Annotated in this window: 12 protein-coding genes and 1 pseudogene; 6 read left to right on the forward strand and 7 right to left on the reverse strand. The window is 52.6% G+C overall.

Going from position 1 to position 12554, the window contains the following annotated elements; all coding sequences use genetic code 11:
• Nucleotides 1-7 precede the first annotated feature (7 nt).
• Together dinB and lafU are read right to left on the reverse strand one after the other, a co-directional pair.
• A complete protein-coding gene (gene dinB / locus KXD89_RS17505) occupies nucleotides 8-1063 on the reverse strand; it encodes a DNA polymerase IV (RefSeq protein ID WP_001226164.1) in 1056 nt (351 codons plus the stop codon).
• A gap of 70 nt (nucleotides 1064-1133) precedes the next feature.
• The gene (lafU, locus tag KXD89_RS17510; RefSeq protein ID WP_000207552.1) at nucleotides 1134-1919 is read right to left on the reverse strand and encodes a putative lateral flagellar export/assembly protein LafU; all 786 of its coding nucleotides are present in this window, start codon (nucleotides 1917-1919) and stop codon (nucleotides 1134-1136) included.
• Between lafU and KXD89_RS17515 the strand changes: the two are divergent.
• Nucleotides 1885-3603: pseudogene (locus KXD89_RS17515) on the forward strand (flagellar biosynthesis protein FlhA); the annotation flags it as partial. The gene lafU and the pseudogene KXD89_RS17515 sit on opposite strands and share 35 nt — an antisense overlap.
• A 223-nt stretch (nucleotides 3604-3826) precedes the next feature.
• Here the strand turns inward: KXD89_RS17515 and rayT are convergent.
• Nucleotides 3827-4324, reverse strand: a complete 498-nt coding sequence (gene rayT / locus KXD89_RS17520) for an REP-associated tyrosine transposase RayT (RefSeq protein WP_000006255.1) — start codon at nucleotides 4322-4324, stop codon at nucleotides 3827-3829.
• Nucleotides 4325-4499: 175 nt separating this feature from the next.
• On the reverse strand, nucleotides 4500-5249 hold the full coding sequence (locus KXD89_RS17525; protein ID WP_000056849.1) for a C40 family peptidase: 750 nt from the start codon (nucleotides 5247-5249) through the stop codon (nucleotides 4500-4502).
• Between the two features lie 209 nt (nucleotides 5250-5458).
• Here KXD89_RS17525 and dinJ point away from each other — a divergent pair, with 209 nt between their 5' ends.
• The 3 genes from dinJ to dpaA all read left to right on the forward strand — a co-directional run bounded on the left by dinJ (nucleotide 5459) and on the right by dpaA (nucleotide 6896).
• A complete protein-coding gene (gene dinJ, locus KXD89_RS17530) occupies nucleotides 5459-5719 on the forward strand; it encodes a type II toxin-antitoxin system antitoxin DinJ (protein WP_000729703.1) in 261 nt (86 codons plus the stop codon).
• Between the two features lie 2 nt (nucleotides 5720-5721).
• Nucleotides 5722-6000: a type II toxin-antitoxin system mRNA interferase toxin YafQ gene (gene yafQ / locus KXD89_RS17535; RefSeq protein WP_000615983.1), complete on the forward strand. Its 279-nt coding sequence runs from the start codon at nucleotides 5722-5724 to the stop codon at nucleotides 5998-6000.
• A gap of 155 nt (nucleotides 6001-6155) precedes the next feature.
• Nucleotides 6156-6896: a peptidoglycan meso-diaminopimelic acid protein amidase gene (gene dpaA / locus KXD89_RS17540; protein WP_001225679.1), complete on the forward strand. Its 741-nt coding sequence runs from the start codon at nucleotides 6156-6158 to the stop codon at nucleotides 6894-6896.
• Here the strand turns inward: dpaA and KXD89_RS17545 are convergent.
• Nucleotides 6867-7634 carry a class II glutamine amidotransferase gene (locus KXD89_RS17545; RefSeq protein WP_000333380.1) on the reverse strand — a complete coding sequence of 256 codons (768 nt, stop codon included), beginning with the start codon at nucleotides 7632-7634 and terminating at the stop codon, nucleotides 6867-6869. The genes dpaA and KXD89_RS17545 overlap by 30 nt on opposite strands.
• A gap of 205 nt (nucleotides 7635-7839) precedes the next feature.
• Entirely contained in the window at nucleotides 7840-8418 is a 579-nt protein-coding gene (lpcA, locus tag KXD89_RS17550) for a D-sedoheptulose 7-phosphate isomerase (RefSeq protein ID WP_000284050.1), read from the reverse strand.
• Nucleotides 8419-8657: 239 nt separating this feature from the next.
• On the opposite strand from lpcA, the gene fadE reads away from it, so the two are divergent.
• Entirely contained in the window at nucleotides 8658-11102 is a 2445-nt protein-coding gene (fadE, locus tag KXD89_RS17555) for an acyl-CoA dehydrogenase FadE (RefSeq protein WP_000973083.1), read from the forward strand.
• 42 nt (nucleotides 11103-11144) lie between these two features.
• On the opposite strand, the gene ivy is transcribed toward fadE, so the two are convergent.
• Nucleotides 11145-11591 (reverse strand): Ivy family C-type lysozyme inhibitor, encoded by a 447-nt coding sequence (ivy, locus tag KXD89_RS17560; protein ID WP_001308392.1) that lies wholly within the window; start codon nucleotides 11589-11591, stop codon nucleotides 11145-11147.
• Nucleotides 11592-11771: 180 nt separating this feature from the next.
• On the opposite strand from ivy, the gene yafV reads away from it, so the two are divergent.
• The gene (gene yafV / locus KXD89_RS17565) at nucleotides 11772-12542 is read left to right on the forward strand and encodes a 2-oxoglutaramate amidase (RefSeq protein WP_001118036.1); all 771 of its coding nucleotides are present in this window, start codon (nucleotides 11772-11774) and stop codon (nucleotides 12540-12542) included.
• The last annotated feature ends 12 nt before the right edge of the window (nucleotides 12543-12554 follow it).

Consider the following 12554-nt stretch of genomic DNA (forward strand, 5'->3'; position numbering starts at 1 on the left):
GTATACATCATAATCCCAGCACCAGTTGTCTTTCCATTTGCGGGTCAAGCAACGTCACATGCAGCCCCACCAGACGCACACCGCGCCCGCCGCGGCGTTCATCCCAGGTTTTACGCGCGGTGGCGATTAGATCAGCTTTATTCAGCCGCGGCCAGACGTGCTCCTGGGTGGTTTGCTGAAAATCGTCGAACTTTAATTTCACCCCCTGGCGAGCAATCAGTAAATCAGGTTTTACCTTTGCCAGACGGCGTTCAAGTTCCGGATACAGCCGCTCGATAATCGCTTCACATTCAGACCAGTGATGAATATCTTCCGCCATCGTGCGTTCCACGCCGACGGATTTTCGCAACCGTTCGCTGTTAACATCGCGTTCGTCAATCCCCTGACTACGCTCCCACAAAATGCGGCCAAATTTGCCAAAGCGTTTAAGCAGCATCACCAGATCACACTTTTGTACATCACCGCAGGTCCGCAGCCCCATCGCTTCCAGTTTTGCCGCTGAGACTTTGCCGACGCCGGGGATTTTTGCCAGCGGTAAGGTTTGTAAAAATGCCGGAACTTCTGCCGGCGTAATCACAAACTGGCCGTTGGGTTTATTCATGTCGGAGGCGATTTTGGCGAGAAACTTTACTGGTGCCACGCCCGCAGACGCCGTCAGTTGCAGCTCGTTGAAGATTGTCTGGCGGATTTCCTGGGCGATGAGGGTCGCAGAACCGTGGCAATGGACGCTATCGGTGACATCGAGATAAGCCTCATCCAGTGACAACGGTTCAATGCGCGAGGTGTAGCGCGAGAAGATTTCACGGATATGATTTGAGGCTTCTTTGTAGGCGTCAAAGCGCCCCGGAAGCAAGGTGAGATGTGGGCATAATTTGAGCGCCATCCCTGTCGGCATAGCGCTACGTACGCCAAATTTACGCGCGGGATAATTGGCGGTGCTGATCACCCCCCGACGTTCGCGGCTGCCGCCAATAGCAATAGGGATATCGCGCAGGGCGGGATTGTCGCGCATCTCCACTGCGGCGAAAAAGCAGTCCATATCCACATGAATGATTTTACGCATTGCTCACCTCTCAACACTGGTAAAGTATACAGTGATTTCAGGGTTTGAGAAATGCGTAAAGATTCAGCATTTAACGCGTTCGCTGCGAAAGCACCTGCTGCTTATCCAGCTTTTGCACCAGCGGCTGCACCACTTTATCCCCATGCTGACCAAAGTATTGATACAGCGTATCGGACGCACTTTTGGTCAGCACCATAATCTCAATGCGCCGGTTGCCCGCGCTTTGCGGATTTTTGGAATCCAGCAGCATCTGGTCCGCCATTGCGCTTACCTGCATCACTTTATCTTCCGGCATTCCGGCCTCTTCCAGCACCCGACGAGCCGAAAGCGCGCGGTCACCCGAAAGGTTCCAGTTGTTGTAGATATTGTTTTTGTAGGCCATCGCATCGGTATGCCCGGTAATAATAATTTTATTATCGAGCGAGTCGAACACTGGCGCGAGCTCCACCAGCAGCGTTTTAAAGAACGGCATAATCTTCGCGCTGCCGCGTTCAAACATATTGCGGTTCTGGTCGTCTTTAATCAGCACGCGTAATCCCTGGGGAACAATCTCCATCTCCAGATTCGCTTCCATATGCGCATCACGGGCAATGGTGTTGATACTGGTTGCCAGCTCACCAAGCTCGGTGGCGGATTTCTTCTTCAGCAGCGCCGTTTTCTCATTCACATCACGCGCTTTTTTCTCCGTCTCTTCCGGCACCGCCACGGTGGCAGGTTTTGGCGGATGAGACGGGCTGATTTTATTTAACGGCGACAGCCCACCACCGTTAAAAATCGACTGCCCGTGCAGCGCGGCGATAATGCTTTCACGCTCGGATTTACTGACGCTGTTGACAATCAACTTTATTGTCGTCACCAAAGGGGCCGAGCGTATTTCCGAGGTTTCTGCCCGCTTTACCTTAGACGCGATGCCCGGCAAACAGATGGCGATTGACGCCGATCTTAACGCCGGATTGATCAACCAGGCGCAGGCGCAAACCCGGCGTAAAGATGTTGCCAGCGAGGCCGATTTCTACGGCGCGATGGACGGGGCATCGAAGTTTGTGCGCGGGGACGCCATCGCCGGGATGATGATTCTGGCGATCAACCTGATCGGCGGCGTCTGTATCGGGATCTTCAAATACAACCTGAGCGCCGATGCTGCCTTCCAGCAGTATGTGCTGATGACCATCGGCGACGGCCTGGTGGCGCAGATCCCTTCCCTGCTGCTCTCCACCGCGGCGGCGATTATCGTCACCCGCGTCAGCGACAACGGCGATATCGCCCATGACGTGCGTAACCAGCTGCTGGCAAGCCCGTCGGTGCTCTACACCGCCACCGGGATTATGTTCGTGCTGGCGGTGGTACCGGGAATGCCGCACCTGCCGTTTTTGCTGTTCAGCGCCCTGCTTGGTTTTACCGGCTGGCGGATGAGCAAACAGCCGCTGGCGGCGGAGGCGGAAGAGAAAAGCCTCGAAACGCTGACCCGCACCATCACCGAAACCAGCGAGCAGCAGGTCAGTTGGGAAACCATTCCGCTGATCGAGCCTATCAGTTTAAGCCTCGGTTACAAACTGGTGGCGCTGGTGGACAAAGCACAGGGTAACCCGCTCACCCAGCGGATTCGCGGCGTGCGGCAGGTGATTTCTGACGGCAACGGCGTGCTGCTGCCGGAGATCCGCATTCGGGAAAACTTCCGCCTTAAGCCCAGTCAGTACGCCATTTTCATCAACGGCATAAAGGCTGATGAAGCGGATATTCCGGCGGATAAACTGATGGCCCTGCCCTCCAGCGAAACCTACGGCGAGATTGACGGCGTGCAGGGGAACGACCCGGCGTACGGGATGCCGGTCACCTGGATCCAGGCGGCGCAGAAAGCGAAGGCGCTGAATATGGGGTATCAGGTGATCGACAGCGCCAGCGTGATCGCTACCCATGTAAATAAGATTGTGCGCAGCTATATTCCTGATTTGTTTAACTATGATGATATTACGCAGTTGCATAACCGTTTATCGTCGACGGCACCGCGTCTGGCGGAAGATTTGAGCGCGGCGCTCAATTACAGCCAGTTGCTGAAAGTGTACCGGGCGCTGCTGACCGAAGGCGTTTCCCTGCGCGATATCGTCACCATCGCCACCGTGCTGGTCGCCAGTAGCACGGTGACGAAAGATCATATTCTGCTGGCGGCCGATGTGCGCCTGGCATTGCGGCGCAGCATTACCCATCCGTTCGTTCGCAAGCAGGAGCTGACGGTGTATACGCTGAATAATGAGCTGGAAAATCTGCTGACCAACGTGGTGAATCAGGCGCAACAGGGCGGGAAAGTGATGCTCGACAGCGTGCCGGTCGATCCGAATATGCTCAACCAGTTCCAGAGTACGATGCCACAGGTGAAAGAGCAGATGAAAGCGGCGGGGAAAGACCCGGTGCTGCTGGTGCCACCGCAGCTGCGCCCTTTGCTGGCGCGTTATGCAAGGTTGTTTGCGCCGGGGCTGCATGTGCTGTCGTATAACGAAGTGCCGGATGAGCTGGAGTTGAAGATTATGGGGGCGTTGATGTAAGTATCCAGCATTGGTGCACAACTGCCGGATGCGGCGTGAACGCCTTATCCGTCCTACCGTTCAGGCACAAGTTTGTAGGCATGATAAGACGCGCCAGCGTCGCATCAGGCATCTGCGCATAACTGCCGGATGCGGCATAAACGCCTTATCCGGCCTACCGATCCGGCACAAGTTTGTAGGCATGATAAGACGCGCTAGCGTCGCATCAGGCATCTGCGCACAATTATGAAATGATACGCTCCCCGGCACTAAAATCCGTTACGTCCCCCGCCCAATCGATGGGATATAACCCTCGCGCGACATCGCGATGGAACGTTGAGAATGGCCAATCACTCACTTGCTTTACCCAACCATGCTTTACTGGATTTATATAAATATAATCAACATGATGCCTATAATCTTTGGTATTGCGGATGGCGTGCTCCCAAAAACGTGGTTGCCAGATATTTTTCAATCCACAAGCATGGGTAAATTGCTTTTTAATTTCCCGCCAGCGCGAGGAAAAATCATCATCGCCTTCAGGTAATGTCCAGATACAGTGCATATGCTCTGGCAAAACGACCCAGGCGTTGATTTCAAAAGGCCTGTCTCGCTTAACTTTAATAATGGCGTGACGGAGCATCTGGTACTGGGTGGTCAAAAGTTGGCTTCGACGATTTCGTAAATTCACCGTGAAAAACCATGTTCCCCCCTTGATGTAATAACGACGATATTCAGACATGGCGACTCCTTTTTCTCAACGGTAAGAAGAAAAGGAAAGGTTGGCAATGAGGTTGTTTTATATCGGGAAAGCGGCTCGCAAATATTCGCGGGCTCGTAGGCATGATAAGACGCGCCAGCGTCGCATCAGGCACCTGCGTACAACTGCCGGATGCGGCGTAAACGCCTTATCCGTCCTACAAAATCGTCTCTTCCGTCAAAATCCTGCGCGCGCCCAAAAAATGGTCCTGCCAGAAAGGTTCGGCTAATCGGCTTATCCGAATGGTTTCGCCGGTACGTGGCGACTCGATAAATTGCCCATCGCCCAAATACACGCCCATATGATCGGCTATCTCGCGGCTGTGGATATGGAAAAACAGCAAATCTCCCCGGCGCAGGTCGTTGTTCGCCACAATCGTTGCCCGGCGATAGTGGTACATCTCATTGGCCGTGCGCGGGAGCTTAGCCTCAAGGATCTTGTTGTAGGCATAAAAAACCAACCCGCTACAGTCAAAGCCTTTATCAGGCCGCGTACCGCCCCAGACGTAAGGCTTGCCAAGCTGCTGCTCCAGGCGGTGAATCGCCACTTCGGTAATGTTATGCAGATGGTCGCTGCTTAAAAAGTGGTTGTTTTCCGCCAGCGCCTGCCAGCGTCTGTCACTCGCCTTGAGCGGAGCAGGAAACCATTCTGGATGCTGTTTTATCTGCTCCCGGTTGTGCTGGCGTAGCGCCCTTTTGCTTTCGGCATTGCCTTCCACAATATAGCTGGCCTGCTTTTTCAGATGAGTTTGGTACTGTTTTAATAAACGCGCACGGTTTTGCATCCGCTGGCGGGCGGCGTAGCTGAAAGAGATATGTGATGTGGTGGCGCTGGCAAATGAAGAAAACGGCAAACAAATCAACAGTAATCCCGACAATACAAAGGATGGAATCGACGGCAAGGACATACTCAATAATGGCTGGTCATGCTTTAATGTTGCAGTGTATCCCGGATCGTTTCTGAACAAACTTAATAAACCATTATTATAAAATTAACATATATATTTCAGTTAATTATGTAAAAACATCCGTTTATTAAATTACTCATGGATTGTCGCTGTTGCTCATTTGAGCTACAATTCAAGCTGAATAAATATACAGCACAGGAGATACCCCAATGGCTGCTAACGCGTTTGTTCGCGCCCGAATCGATGAAGATCTGAAGAATCAGGCAGCGGACGTACTGGCCGGGATGGGGCTGACCATCTCTGACCTGGTTCGCATAACCCTCACAAAGGTCGCGCGTGAAAAGGCATTGCCGTTTGATTTACGCGAGCCTAATCAATTAACCATTCAATCAATCAAAAACAGCGAAGCTGGCATTGATGTTCATAAGGCCAAAGACGCCGATGATTTATTTGATAAATTAGGAATTTAAATATGATTCAAAGGGATATTGAATACTCGGGACAATATTCAAAGGATGTAAAACTTGCACAAAAGCGTCATAAGGATATGAATAAATTGAAATATCTTATGACGCTTCTTATCAATAATACTTTACCGCTTCCAGCTGTTTATAAAGACCACCCGCTGCAAGGTTCATGGAAAGGTTATCGCGATGCTCATGTCGAACCGGACTGGATCCTGATTTACAAACTTACCGATAAACTTTTACGATTTGAGAGAACTGGAACTCACGCGGCGCTCTTTGGGTAAAGCCCGCTTCCGATGAAATTTGTAAACCCTGCGCCGACAGGCTTGCGTAAAACTCTTTTGGTGATAATGTGAGCCTTCCAAATCCAGACTATTCCGATTTGGGATCCATTTTGCCGTCCTGGCGTGTGTAACCGTTTTATCAAGGAATAAGCAGTATGCGTAAAATCGCATTAATTCTTGCGATGTTGTTGATCCCGTGCGTTTCATTTGCCGGTTTGCTGGGCAGCAGTAGCTCTACCACGCCTGTGAGCAAAGAGTATAAGCAGCAGTTGATGGGATCCCCTGTCTACATCCAGATCTTCAAGGAAGAACGTACGCTCGATCTCTACGTCAAAATGGGCGAGCAATATCAACTGCTCGACAGCTATAAAATCTGTAAATATTCCGGCGGCTTAGGGCCAAAACAGCGTCAGGGCGATTTCAAAAGCCCGGAAGGGTTTTATAGCGTCCAGCGTAATCAGTTAAAACCAGACAGCCGTTACTACAAAGCGATTAATATTGGTTTCCCCAATGCCTATGACCGTGCGCATGGTTATGAAGGGAAATACCTGATGATCCACGGCGATTGTGTTTCCATCGGCTGCTACGCAATGACCAATCAGGGTATTGATGAGATATTCCAGTTCGTTACTGGTGCGCTGGTGTTTGGTCAGCCGAGCGTGCAAGTGAGTATTTACCCGTTCCGCATGACCGACGCCAATATGAAGCGCCATAAATATTCCAACTTTAAGGACTTCTGGGAGCAACTGAAGCCGGGTTACGACTACTTTGAGCAAACCCGTAAGCCACCAACCGTTTCTGTGGTCAATGGTCGTTACGTGGTCAGCAAGCCGTTAAGCCACGAAGTTGTGCAGCCACAACTGGCATCAAACTACACGCTCCCCGAGGCAAAATAAGCGCCATTCGCCTGGCATAATCTTTTGCCAGGTTTCATTGCCCGTCAGCGGCTGTGTTGCAATCACCGTGACCACATCATTCGGTGTGGTCTGCGAGCTGAAGTCGATTTCCACATCCTGATCCAGCAACGTTGCCACGCCAAACGGCGCGCGGCGGGTGATCCAGTGTAAATTAGTCGAGCAATACGCCATTACATAGCGCCCGTCCGAAAGCAGCATGTTGAAAACGCCCTTCTGCCGCAGTTCATCCGCCAGTGAGGCGATATATTTAAATACCGCCGCCATGTTGCCCGGTGTGCGCGGGTAACGCTGCGTTAATTTATGCAGGAGCCAGCAGAAGGCTTTTTCGCTGTCGGTTTCGCCTACCGGGCGGAAGTTGCCGGTTTCCAGTGATTTGTAGCCCGTCAGTTGTCCGTTATGGGCATAAGTCCAGTTACGCCCCCATAACTCGCGGGTAAATGGGTGAGTATTTTCCAGCGCCACCTCGCCCCGATTAGCCTGGCGAATATGAGCCACCACCGAACAGGATTTTATCGGGTAGTCCTGGACAAGTTTGGCGATGGGGGAATTAAAGCTGGGTTGTGGATCTTTAAATGTGCGACAGCCTTTACCTTCGTAAAAGGTAATGCCCCAGCCATCTTTATGTGGCCCGGTTCCACCACCACGCTGTACAAGCCCGGTGAAACTAAAGCAGATATCGGTAGGGACGTTGGCGCTCATCCCGAGCAATTCGCACATGGGTAACCTCCACAACAGCGGGAGCGCATGGCCCCCGGCGAAGATTGATTTAAGAATTTTCAGGTCGGATGCGGCGTGAACGCATTATTCGGCCTACGGTTCGCGTACAGATTTGTAGGCATGATAAGACGCGTCAGCGTCGCATCAGGCATCAGCGCACAAATGCCGGATGCGGCGTAAACGTCTTATCCGGCCTACGCCAGACTTACTTAACCATCTCTTTTTCAATCAACTGGATCAGGATATGGATCACTTTAATGTGAATCTCCTGAATGCGGTCGGCATAACCAAAGTGCGGTACGCGAATTTCGATATCCGCCGTGCCAGCCATTTTGCCGCCGTCTTTACCGGTCAGGGTGATCACTTTCATTCCCTTCTCACGCGCCGCTGCGATCGCTTTGATCACGTTTGCAGAGTTACCGGAGGTGGAGATCCCCAGCAGTACATCGCCTTCGCGACCTACCGCTTCAACGTAGCGGGAGAAAATATCATTGAAACCGAAATCATTACCGACGCAGGAAATATGACTAACGTCAGAAATAGCAATCGCCGGGTAGCCCGGACGGTTTTCACGGTAGCGACCGGTCAACTCTTCGGCAAAGTGCATAGCGTCGCAATGGGAACCGCCGTTGCCGCAGGAAAGCACTTTGCCACCGGCTTTAAAGCTGTCTGCTAACAGGACCGCCGCGCGCTGAATGGCGTGAATATTGGCGTCATCTTTTAAAAAGTTAGCCAGCGTTTCCGCCGCTTCGTTCAGTTCGTTACGAATAAGATCCTGGTACATGAGGATATCCTTCAGCATAAATGTAATAGACAAAATGCAGTGTACCGGATACCGCCAAAAGCGAGAAGTACGGGCAGGTGCTATGACCAGGACTTTTTGACCTGAAGTGCGGATAAAAACAGCAACAATGTGAGCTTTGTTGTAATTATATTGTAAACATATTGCTAAATGTTTTTACATCCACTACAACCATATCATCACAAGTGGTCAGACCTCCTACAAGTAAGGGGCTTTTCGTTATGATGATTTTGAGTATTCTCGCTACGGTTGTCCTGCTCGGCGCGTTGTTCTATCACCGCGTGAGCTTATTTATCAGCAGTCTGATTTTGCTCGCCTGGACAGCCGCCCTCGGCGTTGCTGGTCTGTGGTCGGCGTGGGTACTGGTGCCTCTGGCCATTATCCTCGTGCCATTTAACTTTGCGCCTATGCGTAAGTCGATGATTTCCGCGCCGGTATTTCGCGGTTTCCGTAAGGTGATGCCGCCGATGTCGCGCACTGAGAAAGAAGCGATTGATGCGGGCACCACCTGGTGGGAGGGCGACTTGTTCCAGGGCAAGCCGGACTGGAAAAAGCTGCATAACTATCCGCAGCCGCGCCTGACCGCCGAAGAGCAAGCGTTTCTCGACGGCCCGGTAGAAGAAGCCTGCCGGATGGCGAATGATTTCCAGATCACCCATGAGCTGGCGGATCTGCCGCCGGAGTTGTGGGCGTACCTTAAAGAGCATCGTTTCTTCGCGATGATCATCAAAAAAGAGTACGGCGGGCTGGAGTTCTCGGCTTATGCCCAGTCTCGCGTGCTGCAAAAACTCTCCGGCGTGAGCGGGATCCTGGCGATTACCGTCGGCGTGCCAAACTCATTAGGCCCGGGCGAACTGTTGCAACATTACGGCACTGACGAGCAGAAAGATCACTATCTGCCGCGTCTGGCGCGTGGTCAGGAGATCCCCTGCTTTGCACTGACCAGCCCGGAAGCGGGTTCCGATGCGGGCGCGATTCCGGACACCGGGATTGTCTGCATGGGCGAATGGCAGGGCCAGCAGGTGCTGGGGATGCGTCTGACCTGGAACAAACGCTACATTACGCTGGCACCGATTGCGACCGTGCTTGGGCTGGCGTTTAAACTCTCCGACCCGGAAAAATTACTCGGCGGTGCAGAAGATTTAGGCATTACCTGTGCGCTGATCCCAACCACCACGCCGGGCGTGGAAATTGGTCGTCGCCACTTCCCGCTGAACGTACCGTTCCAGAACGGACCGACGCGCGGTAAAGATGTCTTCGTGCCGATCGATTACATCATCGGCGGGCCGAAAATGGCCGGGCAAGGCTGGCGGATGCTGGTGGAGTGCCTCTCGGTAGGCCGCGGCATCACCCTGCCTTCCAACTCAACCGGCGGCGTGAAATCGGTAGCGCTGGCAACCGGCGCGTATGCTCACATTCGCCGTCAGTTCAAAATCTCTATTGGTAAGATGGAAGGGATTGAAGAGCCGCTGGCGCGTATTGCCGGTAATGCCTACGTGATGGATGCTGCGGCATCGCTGATTACCTACGGCATTATGCTCGGCGAAAAACCTGCCGTGCTGTCGGCTATCGTTAAGTATCACTGTACCCACCGCGGGCAGCAGTCGATTATTGATGCGATGGATATTACCGGCGGTAAAGGCATTATGCTCGGGCAAAGCAACTTCCTGGCGCGTGCTTACCAGGGCGCACCGATTGCCATCACCGTTGAAGGGGCTAACATTCTGACCCGCAGCATGATGATCTTCGGACAAGGAGCGATTCGTTGCCATCCGTACGTGCTGGAAGAGATGGAAGCGGCGAAGAACAATGACGTCAACGCGTTCGATAAACTGTTGTTCAAACATATCGGTCACGTCGGTAGCAACAAAGTTCGCAGCTTCTGGCTGGGCCTGACGCGCGGTTTAACCAGCAGCACGCCAACCGGCGATGCCACTAAACGCTACTATCAGCACCTGAACCGCCTGAGCGCCAACCTCGCCCTGCTTTCTGATGTCTCGATGGCAGTGCTGGGCGGCAGCCTGAAACGTCGCGAGCGCATCTCGGCCCGTCTGGGGGATATTTTAAGCCAGCTCTACCTCGCCTCTGCCGTGCTGAAGCGTTATGACGACGAAGGCCGTAATGAAGCCGACCTGCCGCTGGTGCACTGGGGCGTACAAGATGCGCTGTATCAGGCTGAACAGGCGATGGATGATTTACTGCAAAACTTCCCGAACCGCGTGGTTGCCGGGCTGCTGAATGTGGTGATCTTCCCGACCGGACGTCATTATCTGGCACCTTCTGACAAGCTGGATCATAAAGTGGCGAAGATTTTACAAGTGCCGAACGCCACCCGTTCCCGCATTGGTCGCGGTCAGTACCTGACGCCGAGCGAGCATAATCCGGTTGGCTTGCTGGAAGAGGCGCTGGTGGATGTGATTGCCGCCGACCCAATTCATCAGCGGATCTGTAAAGAGCTGGGTAAAAACCTGCCGTTTACCCGTCTGGATGAACTGGCGCACAACGCGCTGGTGAAGGGGCTGATTGATAAAGATGAAGCCGCTATTCTGGTGAAAGCTGAAGAAAGCCGTCTGCGCAGTATTAACGTTGATGACTTTGATCCGGAAGAGCTGGCGACGAAGCCGGTAAAGTTGCCGGAGAAAGTGCGGAAAGTTGAAGCCGCGTAAATGAATAACGGAGCCGAAAGGCTCCGTTTCTTTATCCGCTAATTATTTAAAATTAAAGCCATCCGGATGGTTTTCCAGGCTGCCGGTCAACGCCGCGAACAACACCGTTTTACCATCAATCGAAAGCGCATCGTTCACATTCAGCCAGGTGAGTTTCTCTTGCGACGTTTTCTCATCAATAGTCGAGAACAGCCCCGTCATCTGATTAGATTTCTCGGACCACATCACAGCGATACGTTGCGAGCCACAGTCATGCGGTTTGCACGCGCTCATCACCTGATACGTCTCATCTCCCAACGTTACGGTTTGTGCGGGAGTATAAGTACCGCCTTTCATCACCCAGGCAGGCAGCTTATGCCCTTGTACCATCTGATTAAATGCAGCTTTGGTGGTTTCGCCCTTTGCAAGGCTGCTAATGGTTAAATCATCCTGCGCCATTGCACTGGTGGCGATGACCAGAGCGGCGACTGTCGTTATTGCCTTAAACATCATTCCTCCCGAGCTTATCCTGCCCATGTTATTAACCTCCTAAAGCCTGGCGATAACACGATAATTTGCAAATCAGATATTTCCAATATCAGCATTTGTTATCAATTTATTCTGCGCTAAGGCAACTGCCTGATAAGGTGTTAAAGTTATAAAACCCTTCGCATAAAGGAGTTGTACACCGTGCCTGGTTTGAAGATTACGCTTTTGCAGCAACCACTGGTGTGGATGGATGGTCCTGCCAACCTGCGTCATTTTGATCGTCAACTGGAAGGTATTACCGGGCGCGATGTGATCGTTCTACCGGAGATGTTTACCAGCGGCTTTGCCATGGAAGCGGCAGCTTCGTCGCTAGCACAAGATGACGTAGTGAACTGGATGACAGCTAAGGCGCAGCAGTGCAATGCGCTGATTGCAGGCAGTGTTGCATTACAAACGGAGTCTGGTTCGGTTAACCGCTTTTTGCTGGTTGAGCCGGGCGGCACGGTACATTTTTATGATAAGCGTCATCTGTTCCGCATGGCAGATGAGCATCTACATTATAAAGCGGGCAATGCGCGAGTGATTGTGGAATGGCGCGGCTGGCGTATTTTGCCGCTGGTGTGCTACGACTTACGTTTTCCTGTGTGGTCGCGCAATCTCAACGATTATGACCTCGCCCTGTACGTCGCCAACTGGCCTGCTCCGCGCTCTCTGCACTGGCAGGCATTGCTGACGGCCCGCGCGATTGAGAATCAGGCGTATGTGGCGGGATGCAATCGCGTCGGCAGCGATGGCAACGGCTGCCATTATCGCGGTGACAGCCGGGTGATTAATCCGCAAGGAGAGATTATCGCTACTGCCGACGCGCATCAGGCAACGCGCATTGATGCGGAGCTGTCGATGGCAGCATTGCGGGAATATAGAGAAAAGTTTCCGGCATGGCAGGATGCGGATGAGTTTAGGTTGTGGTGAGTGGGGGTTGTG

Source organism: Escherichia sp. TC-EC600-tetX4, from assembly GCF_019356055.1.
Lineage (GTDB): Bacteria > Pseudomonadota > Gammaproteobacteria > Enterobacterales > Enterobacteriaceae.

Excerpts from the sequence above, each read along its gene's own strand:
- KXD89_RS17525 (WP_000056849.1), bottom strand. The coding sequence starts at position 5,249 with ATGTCCTTGCCGTCGATTCCATCCTTTGTATTGTCGGGATTACTGTTG.
- dinB (WP_001226164.1), bottom strand. The coding sequence starts at position 1,063 with ATGCGTAAAATCATTCATGTGGATATGGACTGCTTTTTCGCCGCAGTG.
- dinJ (WP_000729703.1), top strand. The coding sequence starts at position 5,459 with ATGGCTGCTAACGCGTTTGTTCGCGCCCGAATCGATGAAGATCTGAAG.
- rayT (WP_000006255.1), bottom strand. The coding sequence starts at position 4,324 with ATGTCTGAATATCGTCGTTATTACATCAAGGGGGGAACATGGTTTTTC.
- KXD89_RS17545 (WP_000333380.1), bottom strand. The coding sequence starts at position 7,634 with ATGTGCGAATTGCTCGGGATGAGCGCCAACGTCCCTACCGATATCTGC.
- lpcA (WP_000284050.1), bottom strand. The coding sequence starts at position 8,418 with ATGTACCAGGATCTTATTCGTAACGAACTGAACGAAGCGGCGGAAACG.
- dpaA (WP_001225679.1), top strand. The coding sequence starts at position 6,156 with ATGCGTAAAATCGCATTAATTCTTGCGATGTTGTTGATCCCGTGCGTT.
- yafQ (WP_000615983.1), top strand. The coding sequence starts at position 5,722 with ATGATTCAAAGGGATATTGAATACTCGGGACAATATTCAAAGGATGTA.
- ivy (WP_001308392.1), bottom strand. The coding sequence starts at position 11,591 with ATGTTTAAGGCAATAACGACAGTCGCCGCTCTGGTCATCGCCACCAGT.
- fadE (WP_000973083.1), top strand. The coding sequence starts at position 8,658 with ATGATGATTTTGAGTATTCTCGCTACGGTTGTCCTGCTCGGCGCGTTG.